Here is a 16,585-nt window from a genome sequence, read left to right on the forward strand (position 1 = left end):
CGTGTCCAAGTCCGCGGGCTGCCCTGGCGCCTGGCCCGCGGACCCTCGAAGCCAAGGAAAACAGGAGGCAGGACAGCTCATGTTCGCCTATCTCTTGATGCGCATCGCCTCGGCCGTTCCCGTGCTCTTCGTCCTGAGCGTGGTGACCTTCGCGATCATCCAGGCCCCGCCGGGCGACTATAGCGACTATATCCGCTCGCAGCTGATCAACCAGGGCGGCGCCTCCTTCGAGGCGGCGGATGCTCAGGCCCAGGCCTATCGCGTGGAGCATGGCCTCGATAAGCCGCTGCCGCTGCAATATGTGAACTGGATCACGGGCATCGTCACCCGCGGCGATTTCGGCCAGAGCCTCTATTACAACAAGCCCGTCGCCGATGTCGTGGCCGAGCGGCTGCCGCGCACGCTGGCGCTCGCGCTCGTCTGCCACATCCTGGCCTCCGTCATCGGCATCTCCTTCGGCATTCTGGCGGCGACGCGGCAATATTCCTGGGTGGATAGCCTGCTATCCGGTATCTCCTTCCTCGGCATGACGGTGCCGCGCTTCCTGATGGCGCTGATCATCGTCTATGTCCTGGTGTTCCATTTCAATGTCAGCGAGATCGGCGCCTTCAACTCCGCCCGCTATGGTGGCGCGCCCTGGAGCTGGGGCAAGTTCGTCGACCTCCTCCAGCATGTCTGGCCCGTGATCGCCATCGCCACCTTCGGCGGGCTCGCTTACAATATGCGGGTGATGCGCGGAAACCTGCTCGATACGCTGAACGCGCAATATATCGAGACCGCGCGGGCCAAGGGCCTGTCGGAAGGCAAGGTCATCCTGCGCCATGCCGTTCCCAATGCGCTGCATCCCCTGATCATGTATCAGGGCGTGGTTCTTCCCTACATGCTGACCGGCGAGATCGAGACCGCGATCATCTTCGCGCTGCCCACCGTCGGCCCGGCGATCGTCGGCTCCATGTGGGTGGGCGATGTCTATGTCACAGCCACCTTCATGCTGGTGCTCTCGGCCACCCTCATCGTCGGCAACATCATCGCCGACATGCTGCTCGCCGCTCTTGATCCGCGCGTGCGGCTGGGAGGAGCGCCGGCATGAGCATCGAGGTTCACAACACCGTGGTTGTCCAGCCCGCAAAAACCCCGACCAAAGCCGATGCCCGCCAGCACGAAAGCTATGGCGCGCTCGTCTGGCGCCGCCTGAAGCGCTCTTGGACCGGCATGATCGGGCTGGTGCTCGTCTGCCTGCTCTTGTTCATGGCGGTCTTCGCCGATTTCCTCGCGCCTGTTGATCCCAAGGCGACCGGCGTCGGCTTCGCCCCGCCGCAGGCCATCCACATCACCGACCGCGACGGGAACTTCGTCTCGCCGCGCTCCTATCCGCTGGCCGATGGCCAGGATCTGGATCCCATCACCTTCCAGCCGGTGATCGGCCCCGACTATGACAATCCGCAGGTGCTGGGCCTGTTCGTCAAGGGCGCGCCCTATCACCTCTTCGGCCTCATCCCGGCCGAGCGCCATCTGATCGGCGCGGTGGACGGCACGCCGGTGCACTTCCTCGGCACCGACAAGTTCGGCCGCGACGTGCTCTCGCGCATTTTCTACGGCTCGCGCATCTCGCTGATGATCGCGCTGACGGTCGTCACCATCGTCACCGTCATCGGCACGACGGTCGGCATGGTCTCGGGCTATTTCGGCGGCCGCTTCGATGCCTGGACCCAGCGCCTGGTCGAGCTGATCCTCGCCTTCCCGCAATTGCCCTTCTATCTGGCGCTGACCTCGCTGATCCCGGTGACCGCGCCGACACATGTCTTCATCGCCTTCGTCATTCTGGTCATGTCCGGTCTCGGCTGGGCGCAGATGTCGCGCGAGGTGCGCGGCAAGACGCTGGCGCTCGCCCGCATCGACTATGTCCGCGCGGCGATCGCGGTCGGCGCGACCGACCGGCGCATCATCTTCCAGCACATCCTGCCGAATGTGCTGAGCCATGTGATCGTCGCCGTCACGCTCGCCATCCCCTCTGTCGTGCTGCTCGAAAGCTTCCTCGGCTTTCTCGGCTTCGCGGTGAAGCCGCCGCTGATCTCCTGGGGGCTGATGCTGCAGGATACCGCGACCTATTCCGTTATCGGCTCCTATCCCTGGATCCTCTCGCCCGTGGCCTTCGTGCTCGTCACCGTCTTCGCGTTCAATGCGCTGGGCGACGGTCTGCGCGATGCGGTCGATCCCTATTGAGGAGGCTTGAACCCATGATTCTCTCCACCGACAAGAGCCGCATGGCAGAGGCCAATCCCCACGCTCCGCTGGAGCGCCACGACCTTGGAACCCGCACGGACGCGCCGATCCTCGATGCCCGCCATGTGGCCGTGCGCTTCAAGGTGGAGGGCGGGGAGGTGGCGGCGGTCAAGAACGTCTCCTTCCAGCTCTATCGCGGCGAAACCATCGCCATCGTCGGCGAGAGCGGCTCGGGCAAGTCCGTCACGGCCCGCACCATCATGGGCCTGCTCGGCAAGCGGGCGCGGGTGGAGGGCGACGCCACCATCGCCTTCAACGGAGAGAACGTGCTGGCCTTCAGCGAGCGCCGGCGCCGGTCGCTACGCGGCAACCGCATCTCGATGATCTTCCAGGAGCCGATGAGCTCGCTCAACCCGGTCTATACGATCGGCAGCCAGATCGTGGAGGCGATCCGGGTGCATCAGCGCTTGAGCGGGGCGCAGGCAAGAGCGCGCGCACTCGACCTTTTGAAAAAGGTGCAGATCCCCGACCCCGAGGCGCGGCTGGACCAGTATCCGCACCAGCTTTCCGGCGGTCAGCGCCAGCGCATCATGATCGCCATGGCGCTCGCCAACGATCCCGACATCCTGATCGCCGACGAGCCGACCACCGCGCTCGACGTCACCGTGCAGGCGCAGATCCTCAACCTCATCCGCGACCTGCAGAAGAGCTTGGGCATGGCGGTGATCCTGATCACCCATGATCTGACCGTGGTCAGGCAGTTCTCCGACTATGTCTACGTCATGTCGCAGGGCGAGGTGCGTGAGCACAATACGACGGAAGCGCTCTTTGCAGCCCCCCAGCATCCCTATACCCGCCATCTGCTGGGCTCCGAGCCGCGCGGCCGTGCCAATCCGCTGCCGGAGGGTGCAGCCCCCGTGCTCGAAGGGCGCGATGTCCGCGTCGCCTTCATGCTCAAGCATGGCGGCTTCTTCCGTCCTCGGTTCAAGCCGCTGGTCGCGGTCGACAACCTCTCGCTGATGCTCCGGCGGGGCGAGACGCTTGGCCTCGTCGGCGAGAGCGGATCGGGCAAGACCACCTTCGGCCAGGCGCTGGTCAAGCTGATGCGCGCCGATGGCGGCGAGATCCTGTTCGACGGCGTGCCGATCCAGGACCGCACGCGCGAGGAGATGCGCCCCTTGCGATCGCGCATGCAGATCGTGTTCCAGGACCCGTTCTCCTCGCTCAATCCGCGCATGTCGATCGGCCAGATCATCGAGGAGGGGCTGATCGTCAACGGGCTCGGCGCGACCAAGGAGGAGCGCCATGCCCGCGTGCGCAAGGCGCTGGAGGATGCCGGCCTGCCGGGCAATATCCTGCAGCGTTTCCCGCACGAGTTTTCCGGCGGCCAGCGCCAGCGCATCGCCATTGCCCGCGCCGTGGCGCTGGAGCCCGAATTCATCCTGCTGGACGAGCCGACCTCGGCGCTTGATCTTTCGGTTCAGGCGCAGATCATCGAGCTCCTGCGCAAGCTGCAGGCCGAGCGCGGCCTCTCCTACCTGTTCATTTCCCATGACCTGAAGGTCGTGCGCGCGCTCTGCCACCGCGTGGTGGTGATGCAGCACGGCAAGATCGTCGAGGAGGGGCCGGTGGAGGAGATCCTGAGCCGGCCCAAGACCGCCTATACCGAGCGCCTCGTGCGCGCCGCCTTCGAGGTGGCCGCCTGACCATGTGCCCTGACCCCGCTCCCAAGACTGACAAGACAGACAGAAAGGCATCTTCCATGACCCGACAGCCCAAGATCACCTTCATCGGCGCCGGCTCCACCGTCTTCATGAAGAACATCATCGGCGACGTGCTGCAGCGCCAAGCGCTGGCCGACGCCACCATCGCGCTGATGGACATCAATCCGCAGCGTCTCGCCGAAAGCGAGATCGTCGCCGGCAAGCTCGTGCGCACGCTCGGCACCAAGGCGAAGATCGAGACCCATTCCAACCAGAAGAAGGCGCTGGAGGGGGCGGATTTCGTCGTCGTCGCCTTCCAGATCGGCGGTTATGAGCCGGCGACCGTCACCGATTTCGAAGTGCCGAAGAAATACGGCCTGCGCCAGACCATCGCCGATACGCTCGGCGTCGGCGGCATCATGCGCGGCCTGCGCACCGTGCCGCATCTCTGGTCGATCTGCGAGGACATGCTGGCCGTCTGCCCCAATGCCATCCTCCTGCAATATGTGAACCCGATGGCGATCAACACCTGGGCGATCGCCGAGAAATATCCAACCATCCGGCAGGTCGGTCTCTGCCACTCGGTGCAGGGCACCGCCGCCGAGCTTGCCCGCGACCTCGACATTCCGGTGAACGAGATCCGCTACCGCGCCGCCGGCATCAACCACATGGCCTTCTACCTCTCCTTCGAGCATCGCCAGGCCGATGGCAGCTTCCGCAACCTCTATCCGGATCTGCTGCGCGGCTATCGCGAGGGGCGCTTCCCCAAGGAAAGCCACTGGAACCCGCGCTGCCCGAACAAGGTGCGCTACGAGATGCTGACCCGGCTCGGCTATTTCGTCACCGAAAGCTCGGAGCATTTCGCCGAATACACGCCCTATTTCATCAAGGAAGGCCGCGAGGACCTGATCGAGAAATTCGGCATTCCGCTGGACGAATATCCCAAGCGCTGCGTCGAGCAGATCGAGCGCTGGAAGGGCCAGGCGGCCGCCTATCAGGAGGCCGAGACCATCGAGGTCAAGGAGAGCCATGAATACGCCTCCTCGATCATGAACTCGGTCTGGACCGGCGAGCCCTCGGTGATCTACGGCAATGTCCGCAACAATGGCTGCATCACCTCTCTGCCGGAAAACTGCGCGGCGGAAGTGCCCTGCCTCGTCGATGCCTCGGGCATCCAGCCGACCTATATCGGCGCGCTGCCGCCGCAGCTCACCGCGCTGATCCGCACCAACATCAATGTGCAGGAACTCACCGTCGCCGCGCTGATGACCGAGAACCGCGAGCACATCTATCACGCGGCGATGATGGACCCGCACACGGCGGCCGAGCTCGATCTCGACCAGATCTGGTCGCTGACCGACGATCTGATCGCCGCCCATGGCGCCTTCCTGCCGGAATGGGCCCGCGGCCGCCGCAAGATCCAGGCTGCCTGAGATCCTCCCGCTCAGACAGCCGCCTATGCCGGGGTTTCCCGGCATGGCAAAAGCCCCGGGGCAGGCGAAGCGCGTTTTCAACTCCCTGCGCGCTCGCGAAATTCCTTCTGTCCCCAAGGGCTTCGATCAGGGGCGGGGCGGCTGCGGCCGCCCCGCTGCTTGACCGATTCCCGCATCGGACCGCAGACCCGTCCCGCCGATTGCGAGGGCCGGACAGCGGCCCTTTGCGCCGCTTCTCTCGACCGGTTCTTGGAAGTCGCTCGCCGCGCTTTAAGCCCCTGTTTCGTCGCGTATCGTTATCGCGAAACCGATGCCCGCTTTCGCGCGCCCTGCTTCCGGCCGTTGCTCATCCCCAGCCTTGAGGGCTGGATCGTGCAGCCCTGATATCTTCTCGCTTGCCATCCTTCGCATCTGCGCCAATTTTTGCCTCTGGTTGCCGGGTGTCACCGGCGATGCAGCACAGGGAGACGCATGGTGGTGGCGACGAGCGAAGCGACCCGAGGCGGGTGGCAGGTCTGGGCGGTGCGGGCGCTGGGCGCGCTCTTCGTTGCCCTTGGCGTGATGCTGGCGATCGGCGGAACCACGCTCGCCTTCCTGGGCGGCTCTCCCTATTACGTGCTGGCCGGTCTCGGCCTGATCGCGTCAGGCGTCCAGCTTCTGCGGCTGAAGCGCGAGGGCGCGCTGATCTACGCTGTCGTCTTCGCGCTCACCCTGTTCTGGGCGTTCTGGGAGGTGGGCCTGCGCGGCTGGGCGCTGGTGCCCCGCATCATCCCGCCCGCGCTGATGATGATGCTGGTGATCCTCGCCCTGCCCACGCTCATGCCGGGCCGCGTGACCGCGCGCAGAAGCATCGGTGGAGCCTTGGCGCTGGCCGCCGTGCTCGTGGTCGGCGGCGTGGGCATCTCGCTGCGCAATGCGCCCGTCGCGCCGCCGCTTCTCACCTTTCCCATGGCCGGCATCTTCCGGATGGACGATCCCTCCCTGCGTATGACCGGGCGTGACTGGCCCGCCTATGGCGGCACGGAAGCCGCGCGCCGCTTCTCGCCGCTCGACCAGATCACGCGGGAAAATGTCGGCAGCCTCAAGCGGGTCTGGACGGCCCATACCGGCGACATGCCGGCCAATCCCGCAAACAGCAAATATGGCGCCGAGACAACGCCGCTAAAAATCGGCGACACGCTCTATCTCTGCTCGGCGAAGAACATCCTGATCGCGCTCGATGCCGCCAATGGCAAGGAGCGCTGGCGCCATGATCCCGGCGTTTCGGATGCCTGGATTCCCTACACCGCCGCCTGCCGCGGCGTGGCCTTCTACGAGAAGCCCGGCACGACCTATGGCGAGGTCTGCGGCCGGCGCATCATCGAGGGCACGCTCGACGGCCGCCTGATCGCGGTGGATGCCAATAACGGCAAGCCCTGCGCCGATTTCGGCGAGGGCGGCGAAGTCGATATCAAGAAGGGCATGGGCGCGGTCTTCCCCGGCATGGTGTCGATCACCTCTGCGCCCACCATCGTGCGCGGCGTGGTGGTCACGGGCCATCAGGTGCTCGACGGGCAGGAGCGCTCCGCGCCTGCGGGCGTGATCCAGGGCTTCGACGCCGTGACCGGCGCGCTGCGCTGGGCCTGGGACATGAAGCAGCCCGAGAAGACCGGCCTGCCGCCGGAAGGACAGACCTATGCGCGCGGTACGCCGAACATGTGGACCACGGCCAGCGGCGACGAGGCCCTCGGCCTGGTCTACCTGCCCATGGGCAATTCCGCCGTCGATTACTGGAGCGGCGACCGCTCGCCGGAGGAGGACCGCTATGCTACCTCGCTGGTGGCCATCGATGTGACGACCGGCAAGCCGGTCTGGAATTTCCAGACCGTCCATATCGATGTCTGGGATTACGATCTCGGCTCGCAGGCGACGCTGATCGACTTCCCCGGCCCCGGCGGCAGCTCGGTTCCGGCTCTGCTCCTGCCGTCGAAACAGGGGGATCTCTATGTGCTCGACCGGCGCACCGGAAAGCCGATCACTTCGGTGCAGGAGCGTCTAGCGCCGCAGGGCGGGGTGGAGCCGGACCGGCGCGCCCGCACACAGCCCCATTCCATCTATCACACGCTGCGCAAGCCGTCGCTTAGCGAGGACAGGATGTGGGGTATCTCGCCGGTTGACCAGATGCTGTGCCGCATCCAGTTCCGCATGGCCAATTACCACGGCTTCTACACGCCGCCTTCGGCCGACAAGCCCTGGATCGAATATCCCGGCTATAATGGCGGCTCGGACTGGGGCGGCATTGCCGTTGATCCCTCGCGCGGCGTCATCATCGCCAATTACAACGACATTCCCAACCTCAACCGCTTGGTGCCGCGCGCCGAGGCCGACGCCAAGGGCTGGACGCCGCGGTCGCAGGCACGCGGCGGCCGTTCAGGTTCGAAGGCGGAAGGCGCGGGCGATCCGCAGGCCGGCGCTCCCTATGCCATCGACATCAATGCCGGCTGGCGCCTGTCCGGCACCGGGCTTTCCTGCAAGGAGCCACCCTATGGCGGCATCCGCGCCATCGACGTGGCCAGCGGCCGCACGCTGTGGGACCGGCCTTTCGGCACGGCCCGCAGGAACGGCCCCTTCGGCATTCCCTCGATGCTGCCGGTGACGATCGGCACGCCGAACAATGGCGGCGCCATCATCACCGCAGGCGGCATCCTGTTCATCGCCGCTGCCACGGATGACCTGATCCGCGCCATCGATCTGCGTACTGGGGAAACGCTGTGGCAGGACACCTTGCCGGCCGGAGGGCAGGCGACGCCGATCACCTATGAGATGGGCGGGCGGCAATATCTCGTCATCATGGCCGGCGGCCATCACTTCATGGAAACGCCGATCGGCGATGCCGTCATCGCCTATGCCCTGCCGGAGAGATAAAAAAGGCCGTCAGACCTGTTGTGTGCGGGCCGGCTCCGCCGGCTCGCCGGGGGAGAACAGGCGCACGTCGACGCCATTCTCGCTGACGATCACCGCCGTGCCGTCGGGAATTTCCACCCAGGCATTGTGATCGTCGTCGAGCGGTTCGGAAACGAGGCAATAGCCGCCGCTCGGGCCCATGGGCGCAGCATAAAGCGTCGGCGCGCGCCAGTCGCTGGCATAGCGGATGGCATAGAGCGTCTCGCCATCGGAAAAGGCGGCGGTGAAGCGCACCAGAACTTCCTGGCCGAGATGACCCGCCAGCCGCTCGACAAAGGCGATGGTCTCGCCCACCGCACCGATTGGATCGCGGTCCAGGCCGAATTGCAGGGCCATCAGGAACAGAAGCTCGCTGTCGGTCGTGCCCTGGCGCTGGCTGTAGAGCTCATCGTCGAGCATGGCCTCCATCGGCCGGCGCAGCGTGTCGAAATGGCCGACCTGGCCATTGTGCATGAAGGACCAGCGGCCATGGGTGAAGGGATGGCAATTGTCCCGGCGGGTGCCGCCGCCGGTGGCGGCGCGCACATGGGCGAGAAACAAAGGCGAGCGGATCTGCCGGGCAATGCTTTTCAGATTGCAGTCCGACCAGGCGGGCAGGATGTCGCGATAGCGGCCGGGCTCGGGATGATCGCCATACCACGCAATGCCGAAACCATCGCCATTGGTGGCCGTGGTGGCACGCGTGGCGCAATGCGACTGGGCGATGAGCGAATGGGCCGGAGACGACACCAGTTCCTCCAGATAGAGAGGCTCTCCGCGATAGGCAGCCCAGCGGCACATCGTGTCATGCTCCTTGTTTGATCGGGGTCGGTTCGGGCGATCGGTCTGTCTGTGGTCTGGCAGTGGTGTGAAAGGGGAGGGCCGAATCAGCGGCCGGCAGCATTTCATTAACCCTGTTTTGACCGATGATCCGCCCGAAGAGGTAAAAATTCGTTAAGAAGTCGTCACGCGTGCAGCACCCGCCTGTCCTCCTGGGTGAGGCCCGAATTCATAAGCCGGCTTCTGAATCTTCGACCGGAAAGGCCGGAAGGCTCAGGTGCCGGATCGCCGGCGGCCTGTCCCAGGTCCGGGGACCGCATGCCGTGAACGCTGAAGACCCCAGGCAAATAATCGAACAAACATTCCATATTGACTTTACCTGCACAAAGAATTTCATCTTCTGCCTGAGACAGGACAGCCCTTGAGCAAGAGGGCAGAAGAAGGACCGTAGCGCCCATGTCTGACGCTGAAGTGGCCGAGGACGTGCCGCAGGATTTCGACGCCTTGAAGGCGGCCATTCTCGAGCGCAAGGCGAGCCTGCCCAAGCGGCTGAAGCAGGTGGCGGCCTATGCGCTCGATCATCCCGACGAGATCGCCTTCGGCACGGCCGCCAGCATCGCCGCCAGCGCTGAGGTTCAGCCCTCCACCCTTGTCCGCTTCGCCCAGCATTTCGGCTTCGAGGGCTTTTCCAGCCTGCAGCAGATCTTCCGCGCGCGGCTGCGCGAGCGAGCGCCGGCCTATGAGGACCGGCTGAAATCCCTGGGCGATAACGATCACAGCCGCCTGGAAAGCGGCGCGATCCTCAACGGCTTCGTGGCCGCTGCCCATCGCTCGCTCGACAATGTCGCGACCTCGGTGGATCCAGAAAAATTCGAGGCGGCGGCCGATCTGCTGGCGCGGGCGGAAACGATCTACCTGATCGCCCGCCGCCGCTCCTATCCGCTGTCGAGCTACATGGCTTATGCCTTCGGCAAGCTGAAGATCCGCTGCCAGACCGTTGGCACCGCCGCCGGGATCGACGAGGATCTCCTCTCCATGGCCAGCCCACGCGATGCCGCTTTTGCGGTGAGCTTTTCGCCCTATGCCACCGAGACCGTGCATCAGGCGCGGCTCCTGGCCACGCGCGGCGTGCCGGTGGTGTCGCTCACCGACTCCGCCTTTTCCCCTTTGAGCGAAAGCGCACGGTTCTGGTTCGAGATCGTCGAGGCCGACCATGCCGGCTTTCGCTCGCTCTCGGCCAGCATGGCCTTCGCCATGGCGCTGACGGTTGCCGTTGCGGAGCGCCGGCGTCGGCTGGCTTCGCAGCATATGGAATGAAAATTCCATATTGACGAGATAGCGGAATTTATGTTTCATAAGGTCATCGGGATGGAATGCGGGCGTCCCGTCGTCTGCCGCTTCAAAAGCAGCCGGCGCGGCGCCTCGGGAGGAACGGGACCATGAGCCAGACGACCCACGATGCCGCCACCAGGCCGCTTGACCTGATCACCATCGGCCGCGCCTCGGTCGATCTCTACGGCCAGCAGATCGGCACGCGGCTGGAGGATGTGGCGAGCTTCGCCAAGTCCGTCGGCGGCTGCCCGACCAACATTGCCGTCGGCACGGCCCGACTCGGGCTCAAATCCGCGCTCATCACCCGCGTCGGCGCCGAGCAGATGGGCCGCTTCATCGTCGAGCAGCTGACGCGCGAGGGCGTGGAGACGGGCGGCATCGTCACCGACCCCGAAAGGCTGACGGCGCTGGCGATCCTCGCTGTCGAGAATTCCCACTCCTTCCCCCTGCTGTTCTACCGCGACCATTGCGCCGACAATGCGCTGTGCGAGGACGATATCGATCCCGCCTTCATCGCCTCGGCCCGCGCGGTTCTGGTCAGCGGCACGCACTTCTCCCGGCCGAACACCGATGCCGCCCAGCGCAAGGCGATCCGCATCGCCAGGGAGGCTGGCGCCAAGATCGTGTTCGATATCGATTACCGCCCCAATCTCTGGGGCCTGGCCGGGCATGATGCGGGTGACAACCGCTACATCGCCTCCGAGCGCGTCTCGGCGCATCTGAAGACGGTGCTGGCCGATTGTGACCTGATCGTCGGCACGGAGGAAGAGGTGCTGATCGCTTCGGGCGAGAGCGACCTTCTGGCGGCGCTCAAGACCATTCGCGCGCTGTCGGCCGCCACCATCGTCCTGAAGCGCGGGCCGATGGGCTGCATCGTCTATGACGGGCCGATCTCCGACAATCTGGAGGACGGCATCGTCGGCAAGGGTTTTCCGATCGAGGTCTATAACGTACTCGGCGCCGGCGATGCCTTCCTCTCCGGCTTCCTGCGCGGCTGGCTGAAGGGCGAGCCGCATGCGACGTCGGCCACCTGGGCCAATGCCTGCGGGGCCTTTGCCGTCTCGCGCCTGCTCTGCGCGCCGGAGATCCCGACCTGGGTCGAGCTTAGCTATTTCCTGGAGCATGGCAGCAAGGAGCGGGCGCTGCGCCAGGACGAGGCGATCAACCATGTGCACTGGGCCACGACCCGGCGGCGCGACATCCCCGCGCTGATGGCATTTGCCATCGACCACCGCAGCCAGCTGGAAGACATGGCCGGCGGCGATGCCAAGAAGCTCGCCCGCGTCCCCGCCTTCAAGGTGCTGGCCGTCAAGGCCGCGCGCCAGGTCGCCGCCGGCCGGCCTGGCTTCGGCATGCTGATCGACGACAAATATGGCCGCGAGGCGCTGTTTGCCGCAGGGAGCGAGAAGGATTTCTGGATCGGCAAGCCGATCGAGCTGCCGGGCTCGCGCCCGCTTCAATTCGAGTTCAGCCAGGATCTCGGCAGCCGGCTCATCGACTGGCCGGTCGATCACTGCATCAAGGTTCTAAGCTTCTTCCATCCCGACGACCCGGCGGAGCTGAAGGCGACGCAGATCGCCAAGCTGCGTTCGGCCTATGAGGCGGCGCGCAAGGTCGGCCGCGAGATCCTGATCGAGATCATCGCCGGCAAGCACGGAGCCCTTGACGACAGCACCATCGCCCGCGCGCTGGAGGAGCTTTACGATGCCGGGCTCAAGCCCGACTGGTGGAAGCTGGAGCCGCAGGCGAGCCGCGCTGCCTGGGCCGCCATCGACGCCGTGATCGAGGCGCGCGATCCGCTCTGCCGCGGCGTGGTGCTGCTCGGCCTGGAGGCGCCTTACGAGGTGCTGAAGGACGGCTTTGCCGCCGCCCGCTCGGCCCGCTCGGTCAAGGGCTTTGCCGTGGGACGCACCATCTTCGCCGAGGCCGGCCGTGCCTGGCTCGACGGCACGATGGGCGACGAGGAGGCCGTGGCCGATATGGCGGGGCGCTTCCGTGCGCTGGTCGATCTCTGGCTGGGGCTGGATGCGTCCAAGGCCGCCTGAGCGGGCCTGTCTGCGACAACGAAGGCAACAGGCGCTGCGCTGATGGCGCCTGCTGGTGCATCGGACCGAAAAGTGGGAACCGGTTTTCGGAACATCCGATGCAAAAACAAAATGAGAGTGCCGAGCCGGATCTTGTGCGGCACTCTATGCTAAGACCCCTGCAAAGGAGCGGGCGCCGGGGAGCGCGCGCCGGAGGAGACACCGATGAGCCAGACGATTGACCGGGGCACCGTGCGCCTGACGATGGCGCAGGCCGTGGCGCGCTTCCTGACCCGGCAGAAGACCGTGATCGATGGCGAGATCGTGCCGATCTTTGGCGGCGTCTTCGCCATTTTCGGCCATGGCAATGTCGCCGGCATCGGCGAGGCGCTGCATGGCATCAGAGACGAACTCCCCACCTTCCGCGCCCAGAACGAGCAGGGCATGGCCAATGCCGCCATCGCCTTCGCCAAGGCGAGCTTCCGCCGCCGCTTCATGGCCTGCACCACCTCGATCGGCCCCGGCGCCTTGAACATGGTGACCTCGGCGGCGCTGGCCCATGTCAACCGCCTGCCGGTGCTCTTCCTGCCCGGTGACGTCTTCGCCAACCGCCGTCCGGACCCGGTGCTGCAGCAGATCGAGGATTTCAGCGATGGCGCGGCCACGGCGAATGACTGCTTCCGCCCGGTCTCGCGCTATTTCGACCGCATCACCCGGCCGGAGCAGATCATTCCCGCGCTGCGCCGGGCCATGCAGGTGCTGACCGATCCCGCCGATTGCGGGCCGGTGACGCTGGCGCTCTGCCAGGATGTGCAGGCCGAGGCCTATGACTATCCCGAGAGCTTCTTTGCGGAGAAGATCTGGCTGCCGCGCCGGCTGCATCCTGACGCGGACGAACTGGCCGGCGCGATTGCCGCGCTCGCGGCGGCGCAAAAGCCGGTGATTATTGCCGGCGGCGGTGTGCTTTATTCTGAGGCCAGCGCCGCGCTTTCCGCCTTTGCCGAGCGCCATGGCATTCCCGTGGTCGAGACCCAGGCCGGCAAGTCCAGCCTGCCGCATGATCACGACCTCAACATGGGCTCGGTCGGCGTCACCGGCACCTCCGCCGCCAATGCGCTCTCGGAAGAGGCCGATCTCGTGCTGGCCGTCGGCACCCGGCTGCAGGATTTCACCACCGGCTCCTGGGCGCTGTTCAAAAATTCGGACCTCAAGATCCTCGGCCTCAATATCCAGCCTTTCGACGCTGCCAAGCACGAGGCCCTGCCGCTGGTGGCCGATGCCCGTGTCGGGCTGGAGGCCCTGAGCGCCGGCCTCGGCGTCCATCGCGCCCCTGTGACCTGGACCGACAAGGCGCGGCACGAAAAGGCCGGCTGGATCGAGGCCGCCGATCGGGCGATCGCCCCGACCAATGCGGCGCTGCCCTCCGATGCCCAGGTGATCGGCGCGGTGCTGCGCGCACGCGGCGCCAGCCGGACCACGCTCGTTTGCGCCGCCGGCGGCCTGCCGGGCGAGCTGCACAAGCTCTGGCGGGCGGAAAAGCCCGGCAGCTATCATATGGAATATGGCTTCTCCACTATGGGCTACGAGGTGGCCGGGGGCCTTGGCGTCAAGCTGGCCAAGCCCGAAGACGACGTCATCGTCATGGTCGGGGACGGCAGCTACATGATGCTGAACTCCGAGATCGCCTCCTCGATCATGCTTGGCGCCAAGCTGACCGTGGTGCTGCTCGACAATGCCGGCTATGGCTGCATCAACCGGCTGCAGATGGCCACCGGCGGCGCGAACTTCAACAATCTCCTGAAGGACACGCATCACGTCGAACTGCCGACGATCGACTTTGCCGCCCACGCCGCCGCCATGGGCGCTGTTGCCCGCAAGGTCGCCTCGATCGCCGAGCTCGAAGCCGCGCTCGCAGAGACTCGCGCCGAAACGCGCACCACCGTGATCGTCATCGACACCGATCCGCTGATCACCACGCGCGAAGGCGGCCACTGGTGGGATGTCGCCGTGCCCGAGGTGTCCACGCGCGAGCCGGTCAACACGGCGCGCGGGGCTTACGAAAAGGCCCTATCGGCCCAGCGCTTCGGCTGAAAGTCCTTCCGTCTTTCCATCCTTTTTGAACCACACATCCTCCTGAACGAGAAGACCCCATGATCCGTTACGGAACCAACCCGATCGCCTGGAGCAATGACGACGACCAGACGATCGGCGCCCATCTGACCCTTGAGGATTGCCTCACCGATTGCCAGAAGATCGGCTTCGACGGCATCGAGAAGGGCCACAAGATGCCGACCGACCCTGAAGCCCTGAAGGCCAAGCTCGCCGAATATGGCCTGGTCTTCGTCTCGGGCTGGCACTCGACCAACCTGCTGACCCATGATGTCGAGGCCGAGAAGCGGGCGATCCAGCCGCATCTCGACCTGCTCAAGGCCAATGGCTGCAAGGTCTGCATCGTCTGCGAAACCTCCAATGCCATCCATGGCGATGACGCCAAGGGACTGGTGGCAGACAAGCCGGTTCTGCCCGAGGACCAGTGGGAAAAATTCGGCGCCGACCTCGAAGCCATCGCCGCCTATTGCGCCGAACAGGGGATCGACCTCGTCTATCACCACCACATGGGCACGATCGTCCAGACAGGCGAAGAGATCGACCGGCTGATGGCGGTCACGGGTCCGGCCACCAAGCTCCTGCTCGACACCGGCCATGCCTGGTTTGGCGGCTCCGATCCGGCCGAACTCGCGCGTAAATATATGGACCGCGTCCGCCACATCCATGCCAAGAACGTGCGCACCGCCGTGCGCAAGCAAGTGGAAGCCGATGGCTTGTCCTTCCTCGAAGGCGTGCGCCGTGGCGTCTTCACCGTACCGGGCGATGCCGAGGGCGGGGTGGACTTCCTGCCCGTCCTCAAGATCGCCGCGGAACACGGCTATCAGGGCTGGCTGGTGATCGAGGCCGAGCAGGACTCGGCCGTGCGCAACCCTTTCGAATACCAGTCGCTGGGCCTGAAGTCGCTCAAGGCCTTCGCGCGGGAAGCTGGGCTCGACCGGGGCTGATCCGGGTCGGGCGAACGGCGCTTTGGGCTTGAAGGCCCCGCATCTGCCTGCCGGGCCCGTCTTCCCGACAAGAAGAAGAGACCAGGATCACGCTACCCGCAATCGACGGCGGCTGCTTGTGGCACCAGCCTCCTCTCCCCAGCGGGGAGAGGGCAGGGTGAGGGGGCTGGCGGACCACTGCACCAGCAGATGAAGACGGAAAACCAAGGAGCTTGTTATGCCCACCCTTCTCGTCAAGCCGAAGGCCGAAAGCGGCCTCGTTCAGGAGATCACGCCCGAAAGCGCCGGCTGGACCTATGTCGGCTTCGCGCTTCACAAGCTGGCGACAGGCGCGGCCGTTTCGGCCGAGACCGGGGAGCGCGAGGTCTGCCTCGTGTTGGTCTCGGGCAAGGCGAAAGTGACGGTTGAGCATCAGGGCCGGACGGAGGATTTTGGCGAGATCGGCGAGCGGATGACGCCCTTCGAGGGCGCACCCTTCGCCGTCTATGCGCCGAAGGGCAGCCGCTTTACGGTGACCGCCACCACGGCCCTGGAGCTCGCCATCTGCTCCGCACCAGGCGGCGAGGGCTTCCCTCCGCGCCTGATCGCGCCCGGTCGCCATCCGCAGATGACGCGCGGCAAGGCGACCAACACCCGCTATGTCACCAACATCATGCCGGAGGATGATGGCGCCGCCCAGTCTCTGCTGGTGGTGGAGGTGATCACGCCGGGCGGGCATACCTCCTCCTACCCGCCGCACAAGCACGATGCCGACAATTTGCCGGCGGAAAGCTTCCTGGAGGAGACCTATTATCATCGCCTGAATCCGGCTCAGGGCTTTGCCATGCAGCGCGTCTATACCGACGACCGGTCGCTGGATGAAACCATGGCGGTGGAGGATGGCGACGTGACGCTGGTGCCGCGCGGCTATCACCCCGTCGCCGCCATCCACGGCTATGATCTTTACTACCTCAACGTCATGGCCGGCCCATCGCGCGTCTGGAAGTTCCACAATGCGCCGGAGCACGCCTGGCTGTTCACCGGCGTCTGAGGGACAGGCAAGGGGCAGGCCTGTTGACGGCGGGGCCCGGCGCGTTTTTTTGAGGACCACACCCGGCTCAGGACGCTCCAAAAAC

11 protein-coding genes are annotated in these 16,585 nt (G+C 65.5%); 10 read left to right on the forward strand and 1 reads right to left on the reverse strand.

All coding sequences use genetic code 11. From position 1 onward, the window contains the following. Positions 1-79: 79 nt before the first annotated feature. The 5 genes from BJF92_RS01205 (at position 80) to BJF92_RS01225 (ending at position 8,263) form a co-directional block, all read left to right on the forward strand. Positions 80-1,090, forward strand: a complete 1,011-nt coding sequence (locus BJF92_RS01205) for an ABC transporter permease (RefSeq protein ID WP_075632942.1) — start codon at positions 80-82, stop codon at positions 1,088-1,090. Continuing rightward, a complete protein-coding gene (locus BJF92_RS01210; RefSeq protein WP_078057783.1) occupies positions 1,087-2,223 on the forward strand; it encodes an ABC transporter permease in 1,137 nt (378 codons plus the stop codon). Before BJF92_RS01205 ends, BJF92_RS01210 begins: the two co-directional genes overlap by 4 nt. A gap of 41 nt (positions 2,224-2,264) precedes the next feature. Then, positions 2,265-3,929, forward strand: coding sequence for an ABC transporter ATP-binding protein (locus BJF92_RS01215; protein WP_075633014.1), 1,665 nt, complete (start codon positions 2,265-2,267; stop codon positions 3,927-3,929). A gap of 56 nt (positions 3,930-3,985) precedes the next feature. Beyond that, positions 3,986-5,359, forward strand: a complete 1,374-nt coding sequence (gene melA / locus BJF92_RS01220; RefSeq protein WP_075632943.1) for an alpha-glucosidase/alpha-galactosidase — start codon at positions 3,986-3,988, stop codon at positions 5,357-5,359. 477 nt (positions 5,360-5,836) lie between these two features. After that, on the forward strand, positions 5,837-8,263 hold the full coding sequence (locus BJF92_RS01225) for a membrane-bound PQQ-dependent dehydrogenase, glucose/quinate/shikimate family (protein WP_245294625.1): 2,427 nt from the start codon (positions 5,837-5,839) through the stop codon (positions 8,261-8,263). Between the two features lie 9 nt (positions 8,264-8,272). Here BJF92_RS01225 and BJF92_RS01230 read toward each other — a convergent pair whose 3' ends face one another. Then, positions 8,273-9,082, reverse strand: coding sequence for a class II glutamine amidotransferase (locus BJF92_RS01230; RefSeq protein ID WP_075632945.1), 810 nt, complete (start codon positions 9,080-9,082; stop codon positions 8,273-8,275). 435 nt (positions 9,083-9,517) lie between these two features. Between BJF92_RS01230 and BJF92_RS01235 the strand changes: the two genes are divergently transcribed. The 5 genes from BJF92_RS01235 to iolB all read left to right on the forward strand — a co-directional run bounded on the left by BJF92_RS01235 (position 9,518) and on the right by iolB (position 16,500). Next, positions 9,518-10,378: a MurR/RpiR family transcriptional regulator gene (locus BJF92_RS01235; RefSeq protein WP_075632946.1), complete on the forward strand. Its 861-nt coding sequence runs from the start codon at positions 9,518-9,520 to the stop codon at positions 10,376-10,378. A gap of 122 nt (positions 10,379-10,500) precedes the next feature. Beyond that, entirely contained in the window at positions 10,501-12,438 is a 1,938-nt protein-coding gene (locus BJF92_RS01240; RefSeq protein ID WP_075632947.1) for a bifunctional 5-dehydro-2-deoxygluconokinase/5-dehydro-2-deoxyphosphogluconate aldolase, read from the forward strand. Positions 12,439-12,654: 216 nt separating this feature from the next. Continuing rightward, positions 12,655-14,508 (forward strand): 3D-(3,5/4)-trihydroxycyclohexane-1,2-dione acylhydrolase (decyclizing), encoded by a 1,854-nt coding sequence (gene iolD / locus BJF92_RS01245; protein WP_075633016.1) that lies wholly within the window; start codon positions 12,655-12,657, stop codon positions 14,506-14,508. A 59-nt stretch (positions 14,509-14,567) separates the two neighbouring features. Then, a complete protein-coding gene (iolE, locus tag BJF92_RS01250; protein ID WP_075632948.1) occupies positions 14,568-15,470 on the forward strand; it encodes a myo-inosose-2 dehydratase in 903 nt (300 codons plus the stop codon). Between the two features lie 217 nt (positions 15,471-15,687). Then, entirely contained in the window at positions 15,688-16,500 is an 813-nt protein-coding gene (gene iolB / locus BJF92_RS01255) for a 5-deoxy-glucuronate isomerase (protein ID WP_075632949.1), read from the forward strand. Positions 16,501-16,585 lie beyond the last annotated feature (85 nt).

This window comes from Xaviernesmea rhizosphaerae (genome assembly GCF_001938945.1).
GTDB classification, from domain to species: domain Bacteria; phylum Pseudomonadota; class Alphaproteobacteria; order Rhizobiales; family Rhizobiaceae; genus Xaviernesmea; species Xaviernesmea rhizosphaerae.

Excerpts from the sequence above, each read along its gene's own strand:
- BJF92_RS01205 (WP_075632942.1), top strand. The coding sequence starts at position 80 with ATGTTCGCCTATCTCTTGATGCGCATCGCCTCGGCCGTTCCCGTGCTC.
- BJF92_RS01235 (WP_075632946.1), top strand. The coding sequence starts at position 9,518 with ATGTCTGACGCTGAAGTGGCCGAGGACGTGCCGCAGGATTTCGACGCC.
- BJF92_RS01240 (WP_075632947.1), top strand. The coding sequence starts at position 10,501 with ATGAGCCAGACGACCCACGATGCCGCCACCAGGCCGCTTGACCTGATC.
- iolB (WP_075632949.1), top strand. The coding sequence starts at position 15,688 with ATGCCCACCCTTCTCGTCAAGCCGAAGGCCGAAAGCGGCCTCGTTCAG.
- BJF92_RS01230 (WP_075632945.1), bottom strand. The coding sequence starts at position 9,082 with ATGTGCCGCTGGGCTGCCTATCGCGGAGAGCCTCTCTATCTGGAGGAA.
- melA (WP_075632943.1), top strand. The coding sequence starts at position 3,986 with ATGACCCGACAGCCCAAGATCACCTTCATCGGCGCCGGCTCCACCGTC.
- BJF92_RS01215 (WP_075633014.1), top strand. The coding sequence starts at position 2,265 with ATGGCAGAGGCCAATCCCCACGCTCCGCTGGAGCGCCACGACCTTGGA.
- iolE (WP_075632948.1), top strand. The coding sequence starts at position 14,568 with ATGATCCGTTACGGAACCAACCCGATCGCCTGGAGCAATGACGACGAC.
- BJF92_RS01210 (WP_078057783.1), top strand. The coding sequence starts at position 1,087 with ATGAGCATCGAGGTTCACAACACCGTGGTTGTCCAGCCCGCAAAAACC.